Below are 18,218 nucleotides of genomic sequence, written 5' to 3'. Positions count from 1 at the left end.
CGTGCGAGGAGAGCAAGATGAGCATTAATATCGGACCGCCGGCCATCGACGAACTGCGCCCGCGGATTGTCGTCTTCGGCGTCGGTGGCGCGGGTGGCAACGCCATCGCCAACATGATCGAAGCGGAGATCGAAGGCGTCGATTTCGTCGTGGCCAACACCGATGCCCAGGCGCTGAACAACGCGGTCGCGGAAAATCGCGTGCAACTCGGTCCGGACATCACGCAAGGGCTGGGTGCCGGTTCGCGCCCCGAAGTCGGCCGAGCCGCCGCCGAGGAAACGCTGCCCGAAATCGAGCGTCTGCTCGACGGTGTGCACATGTGCTTCATCGCTGCCGGCATGGGCGGCGGCACGGGCACGGGCGCTGCGCCGATCATCGCCAAGGCCGCGCGCGAGAAGGGCGTGCTGACCGTGGGCGTCGTGACCAAGCCGTTCCTGTTCGAGGGCACGCGCCGCATGCGTGCGGCGGAATCGGGCATCGAGGAGCTGCAGAAGGAAGTCGATACGCTCATCGTCATTCCCAACCAGAACCTGTTCCTGGTCGCGAAGGCCGAGACGACCTTCAAGGAAGCCTTCCAGCTGGCCGACGAAGTGCTGCAGCAAGGCGTACGCTCGATCACCGACCTCATGGTCATGCCGGGCCTGATCAACCTCGACTTTGCCGACGTCCGCTCGGTGATGGGCGAGATGGGCAAGGCGATGATGGGTACCGGTGAGGGCGACGGCCCGAACCGCGCGCTCGAAGCGGCGGAGCGAGCGATCGCCAATCCGCTGCTCGACGGCGTTTCGATGCAGGGTGCCAAGGGCGTGATCATCTCGATCATCGGCGGCGACGACATGAAGCTGCTCGAAGTCGATGAAGCCGCGAACCACATTCGCGAACTCGTCGATTCGGATGCCAACATCATCTGGGGCTCGGCGTTCAATCCCGATCTTCAGGGCAAGATCCGCGTCTCCGTTGTCGCGACCGGCATCGAGCAGAGCGCCGAGCAGGCCGAGCAGGCCTCTCGCCCGGTCAACCTTGGTATGGCGGCGCGCGGACCGATGCGTCCTGCTGCCTCGACCACAGGCCCGGGCGATGCGCAGCCCTTGTTCGAGCGCGGGCCGCGCGGGGCCGCGCCGGCGTCGGAACCCGCCGACGAGGAACCGCTCGACCTCGACGAATCCGTCGAGGCGCGGGGCGACGACGATGCGTCTGGCGAACTCGAGCTTGGCAGCAACGAGGAAGTCTCGTTCGCCGAAGAGGCTGGCAGTGACGGCGATGACTCCGGCAATGGCAGTTACGGCAGCCTTGATCGTGGACGGGGCGAGCCGACCGAACTCGGCTTCGAGCAAATCGACGCAGCCAAGGCTTCGCAGGATACCAAGGACAAGGGTTCCTCCGACGAACTGCTGCTCAATGCCGATCGACTGGCCAAGGAAGATGGCCCGGTAACGCCGCTGGCTGGCCGGCGCCGTTCGCTGCTCGGCGGGCAGTCGGAAACCAAGGCGGCCGAGGCGCAGCCGCAACCCGCGCCCTCGGCATCGGGAAGCACCTTGTTCGAGCGCATGGCCAATCTTTCGCGCAGTGCCCGCCCCGCCGAATCGGAGCCCGAGCAGGAAGAAGACAGCGGATCGATCAGCATTCCGCGGTTCCTTGGTCGCCAGAACAACCAGTAAGCTTGCGCGAAAGGGGCTGGGTCCGGCCCACCCCCTTTCGTTCGTCGACGGTTCATCTGCCATCATGCACCGCGATATTCGGCTCGGGGCAGCGTAGGCCCGCACCCCCGCAAGAGTGGCGCAGGCGAGGCTTGCTTTGTGTCCCGGCGCCATGCGGTTTATGAGCGACCCGGACTCGGGCCGGTGTCGCCCGGATTGAAATTGAAATGGCCGGCTTGATGCACCCGCTCTGACAGGATGGCAGGAAGCGACGACAAATTGATGCAAGCGAGGAACTTCGGGAGGAGGCGGTCGAGCTGGACCGCCATGGCTCTGGCGCTGGTGTTCGCCGCGCCGATGGTGCCTGGAGCTCTGGCCCGCGAAGTCGTCCAGCCCCTGCCGAGCCGCGAAGCGTTGCGCCTCAACGCCGCCTTGGGAACTCTGGCGCGCGACCCCCGCAATGTCGATGCTCTGATCGAGGCCGGTGAAGCGGCGAGCGCGATGGGTGATCCCGAAGCCGCGCTTGGTTTCTTCCGCCGTGCCGACCAGATGTCGGGCGGCAATGCCAAAGTGAAGGCGGGAATGGCCTCGGCCATGGTCCTGCAAGGCAATCCGGTGGCGGCCTTTCCGCTGTTCGATGAAGCGATCCGTGCCGGCGCCACTCCGGTCAGCATCGCGGCGGACAAGGCGTTGGCCTATGATCTGGTGGGAGACACCGCCCGGGCTCAGGCGCAGTACGCGATTGCGGCGAAGGCTGAAATGGACGACCAGCTGCGGCTGCGCATGGCGATCAGTCAAGCGATCGGCGGCGATGCGAAGGGCAGCGAAGAGACGCTCATGCCCTTGCTGCGCAAGCAGGACAAACCGGCCTGGCGCACGCGCGCGTTCACGCTCGCGATCCTGGGCGACACCAAGGAAGCGGTGAAGATCTCCAACACGATCCTGCCGTCCGAACTGGCCGAGAGTGTGGCGCCGTACTTGCGTTACATGCCTCGTCTGACTCCGGCGCAACAAGCAGCGGCGGTGATTCTCGGCAAGTTCCCGCGCGCATCGGAAATCGGTCGCGACGATGCGAAGATCGCCGCGTATCAACGCAGCATGCCGCAACGCCCGGCTCTGGCGGCGGCGGACAAGGCGCTGGTGCCGCAGGGTCAGGCCTTGGGCAACGCGGAAAGCCGCTCGCGCAACACCGCCAAGGCTGCGCGCACAGCCGCGAAGGAGCGAGTCGCGCCGCCCGATCCGAAGCCGACCATCGAGCGTACGACGGGCGAACTGCCGCCGGTCGACGATGCCCGCTCGACACCCGTTCGCCAAGCCGCCGTCGCGAACACGCCAACGCAAGCACCAACCCCAACCCCAACCCCGGCGCCCGCGCCGAAACCGGCTGCCTCGCCAGCGCCCACTCCGGTTCAGCGAATGGCCCAGGCGACGCCTGCGCCACAGCCGACGACTACGGCATCGACGCCTGCGCCGGCACCCACCAACGCATCGTCCCCCGCGCGCCAGATCGCGATGGCACCGGCGACCAGCACGGCCGGCCCCGGTTTCGATCTGGCGAAGATGCCCGGTGCGGCCACGGCGACTGCTGCGCAACCGGCGGCGCGGGACATTCCCTCGCCTGCGAACATTCTCGACTCCGCGGAAGGAAGGCCGCCCGCGCCGTCTTCGACCGCTCCGGCAGTCACGCAGATGGGCACGGTGGCGTCGGCAACTTCCCCGAGTTCGACCGGTTCCGTTGCAACGACGCCAGTGGCGGGAGCGGGCGAAAAGGTCTCGCTCTCGGAAGTCTTTGCCGATCTGGGCCGGCCCTCGACGCAAGTCGCGCCGATTTCGGGGGCGGTCGACATGCGCAAGATCGAACCCGCGCGGCCCGCACCCGAACCCGATCCGGCCGAGGTCGCCGCCGCCAAGGCCGCCGAAGCGCAGAAAGCGGCGGAGGCGAAGAAGGCCGCCGACGCTAAGAAGTCGGCCGAAGCGAAGAAGGCCAAGCCCGCGCCGCCCAGCCACCCGAGCCGCATCTGGGTGCAGCTCGGTATCGGTCGCGACACCAAGGCGATCGAATACGACTGGCGCAAGTGGACCCGGTCCAGCGCTGCCCTGTTCAAGGGCCAGCAGCCGCACATCAGCGAAATGGGCCGGACCAATCGCATTCTGGCCGGTCCCTTCGACAGCCAGAAGGCGGCGAAGGCGTTTTTAAACGATGCAGCGAAAGAAGGGTTTTCCGGGGCTTTCGTCTGGACCAGCCCGGCCGGTCAGGTCGTCGACAAGCTGGGCAAGGAGTGAATCCGGTGCGTTCCGATCGGCTTGGCCCTTTTCCACACGCTGTGAACAGGGTTATCAAGTTATGCTCAGAGCTTAACCACGGCCGCATTGTGCGACACCCCCATCACACCGCATTCAGTCGCTCGAGCCGAGGGGACGATGAGCGGTTATGAGAGTAGTGCAGAGCAACATCGAGCAGGACGATGATCTGGCGCCGGTCGAAATGCTCGCATCGCTGTTCGAGGCGCGCGAGTGGGAGTTCGAGTTCATCAGCGACGATGAGATCTCGGCCGAGATCAAGGGCGGGTGGGCGACCTACCAGTTTCAGGCGATCTGGCGGCCCGAAGATCACGTCCTGCAATTGCTTTGCCTGCCCGACATTCGCGTGGCGGACGCCAAGCGCGCCGCCGTGTTCGAGGCGTTGGCGCTGGTCAACGAACAGCTTTGGCTCGGCCATTTCGATGTCTGGTCGAACGGCGGCGTGGTGCTCTATCGCCATGGGCTGATGCTCGGCGACGATGGATTGCTCGGCCCGTCGCAGGCGCAGATGATCGTCGAGACCGCGATCGAGGAATGCGATCGCTTCTATCCGGTGTTCCAGTTCATCCTGTGGGGCGACAAGACGCCGAAGGAAGCTCTGGCCGCCGCACTGGTGGACGCCGCCGGCGAAGCCTGATCGCGCGGCTTCGCGGTTGGCAAGGCAGTCTGGCGCGGTTAGGCGAGAGCGCATGGATCCTCTTCACGACATTCTGATCTTAGGCTGTGGCAACATGGGCGGAGCGATGCTCGAGGGCTGGCTTGCCGGCAATGTCGATCCGGCGCGCTTCACCGTGGTCGATCCGCAGCGTGAGAGCGTGCCCGAAGGCGTTACGCTGCTCCGCGACGTGCCGGCCGATCGCCGCTTCGATGTGGTGATGCTCGGCATCAAGCCCCAGATGCTCGACGATCTCGCGCCGCAAATCGGTCTCGCGACCGGACCCGACACGGTGCTGTTCTCGATTCTCGCCGGTGTCGAACTCGCAAGCCTCGCTCGCCGGTTTGCCGCGCGCGCGATCGTGCGGATCATGCCCAATCTGGCTGCCGGGATCGGCCGCTCGCCGATCGCGCTGGTCGGACGGGACGACGACGACGCGCTTCGCGATGCCGTAACCCGCCTGATGGCGCCGCTCGGGACGCCGGAATGGATCGAGAGCGAAGCGCTGTTCGATGCCGTCACCGCATTGGCCGGGTGCGGGCCGGGGTTCGTCTATCGTTTCATCGATGCGCTGGCGGCCGGAGCCGCGCAGCTTGGTTTGCCTGCCGACCAGTCGCAAAGACTGGCGCTGGCGATGGCCGAAGGGGCCGCGATGCTGGCCGCGCAGTCACCGGATTCGCCGGCCACTCTTGCCGATCGTGTCGCCAGCCCGGGCGGGTCGACCCGCGCTGGGCTCGACGTGCTTGACGCCGATCAAGCGCTTGCTGAACTGCTGGCGCGCACCTTGCAGGCCGCTCGCGACCGCAATGCCGAAATGGCGGCCGCCGCGCGCGAAGCATGATACAATTTGAAACAAATGCGTGAGCACCGGTTTTTCTTGAATCCTTAGCTCCTTGCACCGATATTGCACTTGACCGGCGCGCATTGGGCGCAAGGAGCCGGAATAGGGAGTTTAGGAAACATGGCGAATTGGAACGACCCTCAGCCCCGCTCGGGCTTCGGAGCGTCTCCTAGCCTGGGTGGACGCGTCGCGGATCGCGCCGGCTATGACGCTGGTCTTCGCAAATACATGCTGTCGATCTACAATTACATGGCCTCAGGTGTGCTGCTGACCGGGGTGGTCGCGCTGCTGTTCGCCCGTTCGGGCATGGCCGCGTCGATCATGATGAACGGCGGACTGCTGAGCTGGGTCATCATCCTGTCCCCGCTTGCTATCGTCATGGCCATGAGCTTCGGCGCGATGAAGTTCAGCACCGCCACGCTTCAGGCGATGTTCTGGGGCTTCGCGACGCTGATGGGCTTGTCGATGTCGACGATCTTCCTGGTCTACACCGGCCAGTCGATCGCCACGACGTTCTTTGCCACTGCGGCCGCCTTCGCTGGTCTTAGCCTGGTCGGCTACACCACGAAGAAGGACCTGTCGGGCATGGGTTCCTTCCTGATCATGGGTGTGATCGGGATCCTGGTCGCGATGGTGGTCAATATCTTCCTGCAGTCGACCATTCTGCAGCTGGCTGTCTCTGTGCTCGGCGTGCTTATCTTCGCGGGCCTTACGGCTTACGATACGCAGCGCCTCAAGCAGCAGTACTATCAGCTGCGCGGGTCCGATTTCATGGGCAAGGCCATCGTTCTGGGCGCGCTCAGCCTGTATCTGGACTTCATCAACATGTTCCAGTTCCTGCTGGCACTGACCGGTAGCCGCGACTGATTGCTTGGCCTGCACTAAGGCTTCCACAGTAATAAGCATGCCCGGTGCGATTCGTCGCGCCGGGCATTTCCTTTGTCGAGGCAGGACGTTAAACGATCCGGCAATGCTCTTTCGGAGAGGTTCGTTGATCAGGTTTCCCTCGCTTCGCACCAGTTTGTGCGGGTTGGCGTCAGCCGCGGTAATCGCGCTCGCCGGCTGTTCCACGCCGGCGCCCCCGCCGCCGCCGCCGCCGCCGGTCGTGACCATTCCGCCGCGCCCGACCCCGCCGTTGGGAGCTGCGCCGAATCTGACGATCCCGCCGCTCGGCCCGGACGGCATGCGTGCTACGGTCAACAGCAACTTGTCGACGGCGCAAGCCATCTGGAACTTGCGTTCGGCCTACAACGTCGCGGCGCTCAACTGCATGGACCCGCAATTCGCGCCGATCCTTCCCGGCTACAGCGCGTTTCTCACGAAACACAAGAAGGCGCTGAACACCGTGAACAAGGACCTCGACAAGTCCTTCCGCGAGAATTTCGGAAGCAAGGCCTACATTCGCGAGCGTGAGACGTACCAGACCCAGGTCTACAACTATTTCGCGCTTCCGCCGGTGATACCCGCCTTCTGCAATGCGGCTCTGCAAGTCTCGAATGAGCTGCTGACGCTGCCCGAGGGCCAGCTGGAAACCTTCGCGGTCACCGGGCTCGAAAAGTTCGACACCCCGTTCCGCGAGTTCTTCAACAGTTACGACCAATACCGGGCCGACCTGCAGGCCTGGGATGCACGCTACGGCGCCGGCGAACCGATGCCGGTCATGGCTCCGATGGCCAGCGAGACTGTGTCGCAGCCCGCCGGAAGCTGATAGCGGCGACATTTGGATTTTGCGCGGAGTATCGGCAGCGCAAAATTGTTCTTTCATGCGCGCGGCCAACTCGCTAAGGGGGCCGCTCGCGACGCGGGGCACTCTTCGAGACGCCGCTTCGCGCGATTGCTGGAACGGGGCCGTAGCTCAGATGGGAGAGCGCGTCGTTCGCAATGACGAGGTCAGGGGTTCGATCCCCCTCGGCTCCACCAGCATGTTGCCTTCCGCCCCATCCCGGTCCGCGAACGGTAGCGCCCCTTGCGACCGTTGGGCACCAGCCGAATGGTCGCTGCCGGCCGGTCCCGAGGCCCGATGGGTCTCGGCACGGTTCGCGGCAGAATCTGACATGCTGGCCTGAATCACCCTGGTCGCCTAAGGTGACCGCTGGCGCTTGAGGCTGAACACAATGCATTTTCTCGATCAGGCCAAGATCTACATTCGCTCGGGCGGGGGCGGTCCGGGCGCAGTCAGCTTCCGGCGCGAGAAGTACGTCGAATACGGCGGGCCCGACGGCGGTAACGGCGGCAAGGGCGGCGACGTGATTTTCGAGGCGGTCGCCGGGCTCAATACCCTGATCGACTTTCGCTACACTCAGCACTTCAAGGCGCCGCGCGGCAATCACGGCATGGGCAAAAGCCGGCATGGCGCGGGCGGCAAGGATCTCGTGATCAAGGTGCCGGTCGGCACCCAGATCATCTCGGACGAAGACCGCGAGACGGTGCTGGCCGATCTGATGGAAGCGGGCCAGCGGGTCACTCTGCTCGAAGGCGGGCTCGGCGGGCGCGGCAACGAAAGCTACAAGTCGAGCACCAACCGCGCGCCGCGTCAGCATCAGCCTGGCTTGCCGCCACAGGAGATGTGGGTCTGGCTGCGGCTCAAGCTGCTTGCCGACGTCGGCCTCGTCGGGCTGCCCAACGCGGGCAAATCGACCTTCATCAATGCCTTGACCAACACCAAGGCCAAAGTCGGGGACTATCCCTTCACCACGCTGCATCCGCAGCTGGGCGTCGTGCGGCACAAGGGGCGCGAGTTCGTGCTGGCCGACATTCCCGGCCTGATCGCCGGCGCGGCGGATGGGGCCGGGATTGGCGATCGTTTCCTCGGCCATATCGAGCGTTGCCGCGTCCTCATCCACTTGATCGATATCGCCGGCGAGGATCCGGCCGAAGCGATGCACGTGATCGAGGAAGAGCTGGAAGCTTATGGCGGTGGCCTCGAGGCGAAGCCCCGGCTGGTCGTGCTCAACAAGATCGACCTTGCCGACACAGAACTCGCCGCCGATTTTGCCAAAGAGCTGAAGGGGGCGGGCGCTGACGAGGTCTTCGCGATCTCCGGAGCGACCGGGCAGGGCATCGAGAAGTTGCTCGACGGCGTAATCAGCTACCTGCCTGCCGAGACCGTGACCGAGCGCCCCGAAGGCGAACGCGAAGAAGAGGACGAGACCCCCTGGACACCGCTGTGATCCGGGAGTTTCCTTGACGCCCGGTTTGGCTTAAGCCGCGCGCCCATGGCTGTCAGCAACCCTCTCACCAGTCTGGTCGACCTGGCCGATCCGCGCATCGTTTCGCGTCTCGTGATCAAGGTCGGATCCTCGCTGCTGGTCGCGCGCGGCGCTGTGCGACGCCAATGGCTGGCGGGGCTGGTGGCCGAAATCGCCCAAGCGCGCGCGCGAGGCCAGGAAGTGATTATCGTGAGTTCCGGCGCGATCGCGCTGGGGGCTTCGCGGCTCGGCCTCGAAAAGGGCGGGCGCGGCAGCCTTGCCGATGCGCAGGCGGCGGCGGCGGTCGGCCAGATCCTGCTTTCGGGGCTGTGGTCCGATTTGCTGGCGGAGCATGGCGCGACGGCGGCGCAGCTCCTGCTGACGCTGGACGATCTGGAGGATCGCCGCCGTTACCTCAACGCCACGGCGACACTGATGCGGCTGCTCGATGCCGGCGCGGTGCCCGTGGTCAACGAGAACGATTCGGTCGCGACGCAGGAAATCCGCTTCGGCGACAATGATCGGCTCGCCGCACGCGTGGCACAGGCGGCCAAGGCGGATGCGGTGCTGCTGCTGTCCGACGTTGACGGGCTCTACGATCGCAATCCGCGGGAACCCGGTGCCACGCTCGTGCCGCTCGTATCCGGAGTCAGCGCGGATGTGCAGGCGATGGCGAGCGCGGATTCGGGATCGGGCATGGGCTCGGGCGGGATGACGTCGAAGCTGCAGGCCGCGCAGATCGCCGAACTCGCCGGCATTGCGCTGGTCATCGCCAACGGCACGCACGATCGCCCGATCGCGCGCGCTACGGGGCATGCGGGCGGCGAGGCCATCGGCACGCTGTTTCAGCCCGGGCGCAAGGCGGGGGCGCGCAAGGCCTGGCTCGGCGGGCGGTTGCGGCTGCGCGGTGCGCTCATCGTCGATGCGGGCGCGGCAGAGGCGCTGCGTGGCGGATCGAGCCTGCTTGCAGCCGGCATCGCGGAAATCGAGGGCGAATTCGGACGCGGCGACCCAGTGGCCATTCGCGATTGCGAGGGCCGCGTGATCGCGCACGGCCTTGCCGAATACGATGCCGCCGAATGCGCGGCCTTGCGCGGGAAGCAATCGAGCGAGCACGCTGCGATTCTGGGCTACGCGCCGCGCCGCGCGGTCGTGCACCGCGATCAACTGGTTCTGAAATGAAGCTGGCCCTGACCGGCGCGACCGGGTTCGTCGGCGCGGCGCTGCTGGATCTCGCGCTGGCCGAAGGACACGAAGTGCGCGCGCTGACGCGGCGGCCGCAAGCGGACCGCGCCGGTGTCGCATGGATCGCTGGCGATCTCGCGGACGGCGCGGCGCTGGCCGATCTCGTGCAGGGCGCCGATGCGGTGATCCACGTCGCGGGCGTCGTCAATGCGTCGGATCGCGCGGGGTTCGAGGCCGGCAATGTGGCGGGCACGCAGGCGATGCTCGATGCCGCCGAAACGGGCGGAGTGAGCCGTTTCGTCCATGTCTCCTCGCTCGCCGCGCGCGAGCCGGGCTTGTCCGCCTACGGCGCATCCAAGCTGCGCGCCGAGGAGCGGGTGCAGGGTTCCGGGCTCGACTGGACGATGGTTCGCCCGCCGATGATCTATGGGCCGCGCGACAAGGAACTGCTCGATCTGTTTCGCTCGGCGAAATGGGGCCTCGTGCCAGTCCCGGCAGCGGGCCGGGCGTCGATCATCCATGTCGAGGATCTGGCGCGGCTGCTTCTGGCGCTGGCGACGGCCTCGAGCGTCGGGACGATCTACGAGGCGGACGACGGGGTCCGTGGCGGCTGGCGGCATCGCGACATGGCCCGCGCCATCGCCGCAGCCGTGGGGAGAAAGGCGCTGGTGATCGGCGTATCGGCGCGCATGCTGGAATGGGCCGCCAAAGCCGATGGCCTGCTGCGCGGATCGCGCGCCAGGCTGACGCCGGACCGCGCGGCGTACTTTGCCCACCCCGACTGGACTTGTGCCGCCTCCGCCGGGGTGCCCAAAGCACTATGGTCTCCCCGCATCGAAACGCGCGCCGGCCTTGCTGCCACCGCGCGGTGGTATCGCAAGGCCGGCTGGCTCTAAAAGACGCCAAGCCCGCGCTAAAGTTGGCCTAGGGGCGGCCCAAGCCATTGTGGCTGGCAAAGCTGGGCCAGCACTCCCAAATGGCCGATATGTCGAAATTGCCGCAATCCGAAGGCCGCACCGCCGGCACCGTCTACCTCGTGGGGGCCGGGCCGGGCGCCGCCGATCTGCTGACACTGCGCGCCGCGCGGCTGCTGATGAGCGCGGGCATCGTTGTCCATGACGGGCTCGTTTCCACCGAAATTCTCGAAATGGCGCGCAGCGATGCGCGGTTCATCTCGGTCGCCAAGCGCCGGTCGCGGCATTCGATGCCGCAGGACGAGATCAACGCCCTGCTGGTGCGCGAGGCTCTGGCCGGCAACACGGTCGTGCGCCTGAAGGGCGGCGATCCGTTCATTTTCGGACGCGGCGGTGAAGAGGCCGAGGCGTGCCGTGCCGCCGGCGTTCCCGTCGAAGTCGTGCCCGGCATCACTTCGGCGCTCGGCGGGGCTGCCGCCGCGCAGATGCCGCTGACCCATCGCGATCACGCCTCGATCGTCACCTTCGTTGCGGGCCAGTGCAAGGGTCTTGCCGAGCAGGACTGGGCGGGTCTTGCCGGAGCGGGTCGTACGCTGGTGATCTTCATGGGTGTCGCCACGTCGGCTTCGATCGCGGAAAAGCTTATGGCCGACGGTCTTGCTCCGGACGCACCGATCGCGGTGATCGAAAACGCCACGCGGTCCGACATGCGCGTGTTGCGCGCGCCTCTTGCCGGTCTGGCCGACCTCGTCGATAGCGCGCGCGTGCGCAGCCCGGCGCTCATCGTCATCGGCGATGTCGCGGCTGAGCCCGATCCGATTGTAACCGAACTCGCGCTGGAGGCTGTGCGATGAAGATCCTGACCGGAAACGACCTCAAGTCCGGGGCGGTCACCTGGTGGACCGGCGAAGGCTGGTCGCTCAGTGTCGACGATGCCGTCGACGTTGGTGATGAAAGCGCGAACATCATTGCGCGCGAGGAAGCGGCGCAGCGCGTCTTTGCCGCTTACGTCATCGACGGCGAGCGCACCGACAAGGGCGTGCGCCCCGCGCACATCAAGGACCGCGTCCGCGCGCTCGGCCCGACCGTGCGGCCCGACCTCACGCTCAAGCCTTCCGATCCCGACGCACTGAACTGGGTAGTCTGATGTACAAGTACGACCAATACGACCAGCAGATGGTCGACACCCGCGTGGAGGAGTTCCGCGATCAGGTGCGCCGCCGCCTTTCGGGCGAGCTGACCGAAGAGCAGTTCCGGCCGCTGCGTCTGCAGAACGGGCTCTACCTTCAGCTCCACGCCTACATGCTACGCGTCGCGGTGCCTTACGGCACGCTGAGCTCCCAGCAGATGCGGATGCTGGGCGACATCGCCGACAAGTACGATCGCGGCTACGGCCATTTCACCACGCGCCAGAACATCCAATACAACTGGATCAAACTGGAGGACACGCCCGACATCCTCGCCGATCTGGCGACGGTCGAGATGCATGCGATCCAGACCAGCGGCAACTGCATCCGCAACATCAGCTCGGACCAGTATGCCGGGGCCGCGGCCGACGAGATCATCGATCCGCGCCCTTATGCCGAGCTGCTGCGCCAGTGGTCGAGCTTCCATCCCGAATTCCTGACGCTGCCGCGCAAGTTCAAGATCGCGGTGATCGCCAGCGAGACCGACCGCGCGGCGATGAAGCTGCACGATATCGGCATCAAGATGGTGCGCAATGACGCGGGTGAGATCGGCGCGCAGTTCTACGTTGGTGGCGGCATGGGCCGTACCCCGATGATCGGGCCGATGATCCGCGAGTTCGTGCCGCTCGATCACCTGATCACGTATTCGGAAGCCTGCCTGCGCGTCTACAACCGCTATGGTCGGCGCGACAACAAGTACAAGGCGCGGATCAAGATCCTCGTCCACGAGCTGGGCAAGGAAGAATATACCCGCCAGGTCGAGGAGGAATTCGAGCACCTTCTGTCGCAAGGCATCGAACCGCCGATCGCCGAGCTGAAACGGATCATGGGCTTCTTCCAGGATCCGCCGTTCGAAACCGGACTGTCCGACGATCTCGATCTGTCGGACCCCGATTTCCGCCTCTGGGTCGATCGCAATTGCGAGACGCACAAGACACCGGGCTACATCATCGCCACCGTCAGCCTGAAGCCGGTCGGCGGCATTCCCGGCGACGCCAGCGCGGATCAGATCCGGCTGATGGCCGATCTCGGCAAGGAATATTCCTTCGACGAGATGCGGGTCACGCATGCGCAAAACATCGTCTTCCCGCATGTGAAGAAGGCCGATCTCTACGCGCTGTGGCAGAAGCTCGACGCGGCGGGCCTCGGGACCGCCAATCTCGATACCGTGGGCGACATCATCGCGTGCCCGGGGCTCGACTACTGCAGCCTCGCCAATGCGCGCTCGATCCCGGTCGCGCAGAAAATTTCCGAACGCTTCGCCACGCAGGAGCGGCAGGATGCGCTGGGCGAGATGAAGCTCAAGATCTCGGGCTGCATCAATGCCTGCGGGCATCACCACGCGGGCCACATCGGCATCCTCGGCGTCGACCGGAAGGGGGTGGAAAACTACCAGCTCCTGCTCGGCGGCAGCGAGGGCGCGGATACGTCGCTCGGCCAGATCACCGGCCCCGGTTTCAGCGAGGACGGCATCGTCGACGCGGTCGAGAAGGTGACCGAAGTCTACTTGCGCGAAAAGGAGGGCGAGGAGCGCTTCCTCGATACCTACCGCCGCCTTGGCATGGCTCCGTTCAAGGAGGCGCTCTATGGTTGATGTCCAGTTCCGCTTCCGCGACGATGAGGTGGTCACCGACCCCGCCGTCACGGTCGATGCGTTTGCAGAGCAGACCAACGCCACCGCCGTGCGGATCGAGCCGGGCGACGATGCCCGCGAACTTCTGCCGCAGCTCGATCGGATCGCGCTCGTCGAAGTGAACTTCCCCGCCTGGACCGACGGACGAGGCTATTCCTCCGCCCGCGTGCTGCGCGAGGCGGGCTACACCGGAGAAATCCGCGCGGTGGGCGATGTCGTGATCGATATGCTCTCGCACTTGAAGCGCTGTGGGTTCGACGCCTTCGCGCCCGAGCACCCGCTCAATCCCGACGACGCGCAGGCCGCGTTCGACCGTTGGGACAATGTCTATCAGGCGACCGCCGACGGTCGCCGCCCGATCTGGGCTTTACGCCACGAAAGCTGATACCATGACCGAACAGACCCGCATCCGCGATCGTATCGACACCGGACCGCGCTTCCAGGAAGAAGAGGCGGTGCGCCTCAACCGCCTGTTTCGCGGGTCGGACACGCTCGAAATGCTCGAAACGCTGCTCAAGGAGCGGATGGCGGGCGAAGTCGCGGTGGTGTCCTCGTTCGGCGCGGAAAGCGCGGTGCTGTTGCATCTGATCGCGCAAGTCGATCCGGCGACCCCGGTGCTGTTCCTCGAGACCGGCAAGCATTTTCCCGAGACGCTCGCCTATCGCGATCTGCTGATCGAGCGGCTGGGCCTCACCGACGTGCGCAACCTGGAGCCCGATCCCGAGGATCTAGCGAAGAAGGACGAAAGCGGCCTTCGCTGGTCCTACGATCCCGACGGCTGCTGCGAGATCCGCAAGGTGAAGCCGCTGGCCAAGGCGCTTGCCGATTTCGACGCCACGCTGACCGGCCGCAAGGCCTTCCAGGCCGCGACCCGCTCCAGCCTGCCGCGCTTCGAGATCGACAAGTCCGACATCCAGGGCCGCCTCAAGATCAATCCGCTGATCGACTGGACGCCCGAGGATATCGCCGCCTACATGGCCGAGCACGACTTGCCGCCGCATCCGCTGGTAGCCGAAGGCTATCCCTCGATCGGCTGCTCGCCGTGCACCAGCAAGGTCGCCGAAGGCGAGGACCCGCGCTCGGGCCGCTGGAAGGGCTGGGACAAGACCGAATGCGGCATCCATGTCCCCGGCGGTGAGGATGACGGCAAAAGCAGCGATCTGCCGCCGGGTTACGAACCGGCGTTCTGAGCGGTCGCTGCGCCGTTCAACGTGGCCCCAGCATCGCGCGAACGCGTTTGTGCCAGGCGTCGTTTTCGATGAGTTCGAGCAGCGAGATGTCGATCGGCTCGCGCAGCGGGCTTGCGAAGGGCAGCGCGAAGCCATAGTCCTGCCGCCCATAGGTTCCCGGCAGCAATAGCAGTTCATCGGCAAAGTCGGTGTTGGTGAGATAGGCCAGCAACGGCTTGTCGTAGACGAAGGCGTCGAGGTCGCCATCGCGCACGGCTGCGAGCCCCGAGCGGACGTCCGGATAGGACTGGAACGCCACCCCGTCGTTTGCGAGCCATTCGTCGCTTGCCGACCCGCGGATCGATCCGACGCGCACCGAAGGCAAATCCTCGGGTCCACGCACCGTTCCGGACAAGCGGTCCGCCGTGAGCGAGGATGCGATCAAGCCGGTGAAGGTCGACGTGATCAGGATTGCGGTGAACATCCAGACCAGGGCTATGAGCTTGCCAGGCAAGGTCCGCGGCGCCTTGTCGCCGTAGCCCACCGTGGTCATCGTCACTGCGGAGAACCAGAAGCCTGCGAAAATACCGCGCGCCCCTTGGCCGAATTCCTCGGAGTTGCGCTTGCGCTCGACCAGCCAGAACAACACGCCGACCACCAGCAGCACCGCGCACAGCGCGAGGATCGCTTGCAGGAACGCGATAGTGAAGAAGTTGCGGAACAGCGAGATCCAGGCGGACGGATCCTTGGCGGTGACGATGCCGAAGCCGGTCGAGTAGAACGGATGGGTGAAATCGACCTTCTGCTCACGCGCGGCAGTGACCGTCAGCGCCCCGACACTGGCATCGAAACGACCGTCGGCGACGCCGTCGACCATGCCGGCAAGGTCCGTCTCGACGAAGCGGAAGCGATAGCCGCGTTCATCCGCGATGGCGCGCCACAAGTCGATCGCGAGGCCCTGCCACTGTCCGTCCGCACTGCGTTCCACGAAAGGCGGCGCCTCGCGCGTGGCGATTCGCATGGTGGTGTCGGTTTCAGGTTGTTGTGTGCCGGCAGATTCCTGTGCGCCGGCAGCGGGGGCCAGAAGAGCGCCCAGCAAGAGGGCTACGGCCCATAGCCAAGTCTGCGATGCGGCAAAGCGACGAGCGTCGGTCCGGGGTATGGCGAGTGCGATGACGTGGTTGTGTCTTATGATTCGGAGCTTTCCTTCGGAGGGGGTGGGGTGTCGCGCCTGGTGTCGAGCGAAGCGAGAAGATCGCGGAAGGCCTCGCCATCGCGCAGATTGACGTCGCGCTGCGGGAAGGGAATTTCGATGCCGTGTTCCTTGAACAGCGCCCACAGCTTCTTGAGCACAGCGGAGCGCACGTTGCCCACGCCTTCCTCGGGATCTCTGATCCAGCAATGGATGATGAAGTTGACCGAAGAATCCCCGTAGGCATCCCACCAGACCGTGGGTGGGGGCACGTCGAGCACGCGTTTGACGCTGCGCGCCGCCTCCAGCATCAGTTCCTCGGCCTTGGCCATGTCGGCGAGATAACTGACGCCGACCGCGACTTGCATGCGCACATTGCGCGAGGAATAGGACCAGTTCTCCACCTGATTGACCATCAGGTTCTCGTTCGGAATCAGGTATTCCTTCTGGTCTCGCGTCGTCAGCGAGACGGCGCGGATGCCGATTTTCTGGATTTGGCCGAAAGTGGATTGCCCCGCTTGATCGGCGACGGCGATGACGTCGCCCGGCTTGATCGACTTGTCGAGCAGCAGGATGATCCCGGCGATGAGGTTGCCGAAGGTCTTCTGCAAGCCAAAGCCGATAGCAAGGCCGAAGGCGCCGGAAAAGACCGCGAACGCTGTGAGATCGATGCCGAGAATGTCGATCCCGATGAGGATCGCAGCCGCCCAGACGAGCAGGCTGACGACCTTTTCCGCCAGCAGGCGCTGCGCCTGGTCGAATCTGGTCAGCTTCTCGATCGCGCGATTGGCGAGGCGGCCCCCGAAATAACCGACCGCGATCACCGCGGCGATGACCAGAAGCACGACGAGCAAGTCCCAGACCGAGAACCGCGAATTCCCCACTTGAACCGCGAGGCTGTCGAGCGTGTTGACGAAACCGCCGATGGTTTCGCTCTTGGATGCGACCGCTTGCCGGATCCCTTCCGCGCCGGCGACCGTCTGGTCGGCGACCTCGGTCGGGGTTGGAGCGGGAAGGGGCATGGCCGCTTGGGGCGACAACACGGCGGAACCGGAAGCGAGCGCGTCCGGTTCCGCCATATCGATGGTCGTGCTCATGTTTCGGCCATTCTCGCGAAGGCGCGCTCGCAGTCGGCGATGAGGTCGGCCGGATCTTCGAGGCCGATCGAGAACCTGACACCGTAGCGGTCGCCGGCTTCGAGGCCGGACGGCGGCCATGCCATGACATCGCGCATCGGTGCGGGATCGACCGGCGTCGCCAGGCTTTCGAACCCGCCCCAGGAGTAGCCGATCCCGAACAATTCAAGCGCATCGATGAAGCGGTTGCGGCTGGCGCGAGTGCCGCCGCGCAGGACGAAGCTGAACAGCCCGCAGCCGCCGGCAAAGTCGCGTGCCCAGACTTCGTGACCGGGGGCGCCGGGCAGCATCGGGCACAAGACCCGCGCGACTTCGGTACGCTGAGACAGCCAACGTGCCACCTCAAGGGCACTTGAGGTCTCCTGTTCTACCCGTATTTTCAATGTCCTGAGGCCGCGAAGGGCGAGCGCGGCATCGTCGGGCGAGACCACCAGCCCAAGCGACTGCGCACGCTTGCGCAGCCGCTGGTACAAGTCCTCGCCCGCGCTCGCACTGCCCATCATGACGTCGGAATGGCCGCCGACATGCTTGGTAAGAGCATGCAGCACGACGTCGACACCATTCGCGAGTGCCTGAAACCCGAGCGGTCCGGCCCAGGTGTTGTCCATGGCCGAAAGTGCACCCTTTTCGCGCGCTATGCGGGCCAGTGCGGGGATGTCGGGCACTTCCATGGTGAGGCTGCCTGGCGCTTCGAGCAGGACGAGCCGCGTCCGCTCGCAGAAGGCTTCGGTGTAGGTGGTGAGATCGAGCGGATCGTAGAACCGGGGCTCGATCCCGAAATCGGTGAGCAAGCCGCGCCCCATCGCCCGGCTCGGATCGTAGGCGTTGTCCGGGATCATCACGACGTCGCCGGGCGCGAGCAGCGCGAGCATCACGCCCGCGATCGCCGACACGCCCGACGGATAGAGCACCGTACCCGCGGCACCCGCCTCGAGCCCGGTCAGCGCGTCGGACAGGGCCCACTGGGTCGGCGCGCCGCGGCGGCCGTAGAAGAAGCGACCGTCCTCGTTGTATCGGGGGCCTTCGGCATGCGCGGCCATGTCCGGATAGAGATGCGTGCTGGCGCGCCAGATGGGAGGATTGACCACGGCCCCGGTCCATTCGGGGCGGCGCCCCGCAGCAACCAGCCGGGTCGCCGCGCCGTGTTCGTGCCGCTTGTCCTCGTCGATCAATGCAAACT

The 18,218-nt window shown here is 65.6% G+C and carries 17 protein-coding genes and 1 tRNA gene; 15 read left to right on the top strand and 3 right to left on the bottom strand.

Going from position 1 to position 18,218, the window contains the following annotated elements; genetic code table 11:
• The first annotated feature begins 17 nt into the window (after positions 1–17).
• From ftsZ to GQO94_RS05250, 15 genes are all read left to right on the top strand, one after another.
• Positions 18–1,658 carry a cell division protein FtsZ gene (ftsZ, locus tag GQO94_RS05320; protein ID WP_156840122.1) on the top strand — a complete coding sequence of 547 codons (1,641 nt, stop codon included), beginning with the start codon at positions 18–20 and terminating at the stop codon, positions 1,656–1,658.
• A 306-nt stretch (positions 1,659–1,964) separates the two neighbouring features.
• Positions 1,965–3,920 (top strand): SPOR domain-containing protein, encoded by a 1,956-nt coding sequence (locus GQO94_RS05315; RefSeq protein WP_232332785.1) that lies wholly within the window; start codon positions 1,965–1,967, stop codon positions 3,918–3,920.
• A 148-nt stretch (positions 3,921–4,068) separates the two neighbouring features.
• Positions 4,069–4,575 (top strand): type III secretion system chaperone family protein, encoded by a 507-nt coding sequence (locus tag GQO94_RS05310; protein ID WP_156840121.1) that lies wholly within the window; start codon positions 4,069–4,071, stop codon positions 4,573–4,575.
• A 52-nt stretch (positions 4,576–4,627) separates the two neighbouring features.
• Positions 4,628–5,434: a pyrroline-5-carboxylate reductase gene (proC, locus tag GQO94_RS05305; RefSeq protein ID WP_156840120.1), complete on the top strand. Its 807-nt coding sequence runs from the start codon at positions 4,628–4,630 to the stop codon at positions 5,432–5,434.
• 120 nt (positions 5,435–5,554) lie between these two features.
• A complete protein-coding gene (locus GQO94_RS05300) occupies positions 5,555–6,301 on the top strand; it encodes a Bax inhibitor-1/YccA family protein (protein WP_156840119.1) in 747 nt (248 codons plus the stop codon).
• Between the two features lie 124 nt (positions 6,302–6,425).
• Positions 6,426–7,142, top strand: a complete 717-nt coding sequence (locus GQO94_RS05295; protein WP_156840118.1) for a hypothetical protein — start codon at positions 6,426–6,428, stop codon at positions 7,140–7,142.
• 136 nt (positions 7,143–7,278) lie between these two features.
• Positions 7,279–7,354, top strand: a tRNA-Ala gene (locus GQO94_RS05290).
• Between the two features lie 194 nt (positions 7,355–7,548).
• Positions 7,549–8,604 (top strand): GTPase ObgE, encoded by a 1,056-nt coding sequence (obgE, locus tag GQO94_RS05285; protein ID WP_156840117.1) that lies wholly within the window; start codon positions 7,549–7,551, stop codon positions 8,602–8,604.
• 45 nt (positions 8,605–8,649) lie between these two features.
• On the top strand, positions 8,650–9,804 hold the full coding sequence (proB, locus tag GQO94_RS05280) for a glutamate 5-kinase (protein ID WP_156840116.1): 1,155 nt from the start codon (positions 8,650–8,652) through the stop codon (positions 9,802–9,804).
• A complete protein-coding gene (locus GQO94_RS05275; protein ID WP_156840115.1) occupies positions 9,801–10,703 on the top strand; it encodes an NAD-dependent epimerase/dehydratase family protein in 903 nt (300 codons plus the stop codon). Before proB ends, GQO94_RS05275 begins: the two co-directional genes overlap by 4 nt.
• A gap of 80 nt (positions 10,704–10,783) precedes the next feature.
• On the top strand, positions 10,784–11,575 hold the full coding sequence (cobA, locus tag GQO94_RS05270) for a uroporphyrinogen-III C-methyltransferase (protein ID WP_232332784.1): 792 nt from the start codon (positions 10,784–10,786) through the stop codon (positions 11,573–11,575).
• Positions 11,572–11,868, top strand: coding sequence for a DUF2849 domain-containing protein (locus GQO94_RS05265; RefSeq protein ID WP_156840114.1), 297 nt, complete (start codon positions 11,572–11,574; stop codon positions 11,866–11,868). The genes cobA and GQO94_RS05265 overlap by 4 nt, the downstream gene beginning before the upstream one ends.
• Positions 11,868–13,502, top strand: a complete 1,635-nt coding sequence (locus GQO94_RS05260) for a nitrite/sulfite reductase (protein ID WP_156840113.1) — start codon at positions 11,868–11,870, stop codon at positions 13,500–13,502. Before GQO94_RS05265 ends, GQO94_RS05260 begins: the two co-directional genes overlap by 1 nt.
• On the top strand, positions 13,495–13,926 hold the full coding sequence (locus tag GQO94_RS05255) for a DUF934 domain-containing protein (protein ID WP_156840112.1): 432 nt from the start codon (positions 13,495–13,497) through the stop codon (positions 13,924–13,926). The genes GQO94_RS05260 and GQO94_RS05255 overlap by 8 nt, the downstream gene beginning before the upstream one ends.
• Positions 13,927–13,930: 4 nt before the next feature.
• Positions 13,931–14,731, top strand: coding sequence for a phosphoadenylyl-sulfate reductase (locus tag GQO94_RS05250; protein ID WP_156840111.1), 801 nt, complete (start codon positions 13,931–13,933; stop codon positions 14,729–14,731).
• A gap of 16 nt (positions 14,732–14,747) precedes the next feature.
• On the opposite strand, the gene GQO94_RS05245 is transcribed toward GQO94_RS05250, so the two are convergent.
• The 3 genes from GQO94_RS05245 to metC form a co-directional block, all read right to left on the bottom strand.
• A complete protein-coding gene (locus tag GQO94_RS05245; protein WP_156840110.1) occupies positions 14,748–15,731 on the bottom strand; it encodes a transporter substrate-binding domain-containing protein in 984 nt (327 codons plus the stop codon).
• 167 nt (positions 15,732–15,898) lie between these two features.
• Positions 15,899–16,999 (bottom strand): mechanosensitive ion channel family protein, encoded by a 1,101-nt coding sequence (locus GQO94_RS05240; protein ID WP_156840109.1) that lies wholly within the window; start codon positions 16,997–16,999, stop codon positions 15,899–15,901.
• Positions 16,996–18,207: a cystathionine beta-lyase gene (gene metC / locus GQO94_RS05235; RefSeq protein ID WP_198045827.1), complete on the bottom strand. Its 1,212-nt coding sequence runs from the start codon at positions 18,205–18,207 to the stop codon at positions 16,996–16,998. Before metC ends, GQO94_RS05240 begins: the two co-directional genes overlap by 4 nt.
• Positions 18,208–18,218 lie beyond the last annotated feature (11 nt).

The sequence above is a fragment of the Novosphingobium aquimarinum genome, from assembly GCF_009746585.1.
GTDB lineage: Bacteria > Pseudomonadota > Alphaproteobacteria > Sphingomonadales > Sphingomonadaceae > Novosphingobium > Novosphingobium aquimarinum.
The sequence above is the reverse complement of the archived record's forward strand: the minus strand, read 5'-3'. Positions and strand labels throughout refer to the sequence as shown.

Excerpts from the sequence above, each read along its gene's own strand:
- obgE (WP_156840117.1), top strand. The coding sequence starts at position 7,549 with ATGCATTTTCTCGATCAGGCCAAGATCTACATTCGCTCGGGCGGGGGC.
- GQO94_RS05275 (WP_156840115.1), top strand. The coding sequence starts at position 9,801 with ATGAAGCTGGCCCTGACCGGCGCGACCGGGTTCGTCGGCGCGGCGCTG.
- GQO94_RS05250 (WP_156840111.1), top strand. The coding sequence starts at position 13,931 with ATGACCGAACAGACCCGCATCCGCGATCGTATCGACACCGGACCGCGC.
- GQO94_RS05255 (WP_156840112.1), top strand. The coding sequence starts at position 13,495 with ATGGTTGATGTCCAGTTCCGCTTCCGCGACGATGAGGTGGTCACCGAC.
- GQO94_RS05300 (WP_156840119.1), top strand. The coding sequence starts at position 5,555 with ATGGCGAATTGGAACGACCCTCAGCCCCGCTCGGGCTTCGGAGCGTCT.
- cobA (WP_232332784.1), top strand. The coding sequence starts at position 10,784 with ATGGCCGATATGTCGAAATTGCCGCAATCCGAAGGCCGCACCGCCGGC.
- ftsZ (WP_156840122.1), top strand. The coding sequence starts at position 18 with ATGAGCATTAATATCGGACCGCCGGCCATCGACGAACTGCGCCCGCGG.
- GQO94_RS05265 (WP_156840114.1), top strand. The coding sequence starts at position 11,572 with ATGAAGATCCTGACCGGAAACGACCTCAAGTCCGGGGCGGTCACCTGG.
- GQO94_RS05245 (WP_156840110.1), bottom strand. The coding sequence starts at position 15,731 with ATGCGAATCGCCACGCGCGAGGCGCCGCCTTTCGTGGAACGCAGTGCG.
- proC (WP_156840120.1), top strand. The coding sequence starts at position 4,628 with ATGGATCCTCTTCACGACATTCTGATCTTAGGCTGTGGCAACATGGGC.
- GQO94_RS05310 (WP_156840121.1), top strand. The coding sequence starts at position 4,069 with ATGAGAGTAGTGCAGAGCAACATCGAGCAGGACGATGATCTGGCGCCG.
- GQO94_RS05260 (WP_156840113.1), top strand. The coding sequence starts at position 11,868 with ATGTACAAGTACGACCAATACGACCAGCAGATGGTCGACACCCGCGTG.
- proB (WP_156840116.1), top strand. The coding sequence starts at position 8,650 with ATGGCTGTCAGCAACCCTCTCACCAGTCTGGTCGACCTGGCCGATCCG.
- GQO94_RS05240 (WP_156840109.1), bottom strand. The coding sequence starts at position 16,999 with ATGAGCACGACCATCGATATGGCGGAACCGGACGCGCTCGCTTCCGGT.
- GQO94_RS05315 (WP_232332785.1), top strand. The coding sequence starts at position 1,965 with ATGGCTCTGGCGCTGGTGTTCGCCGCGCCGATGGTGCCTGGAGCTCTG.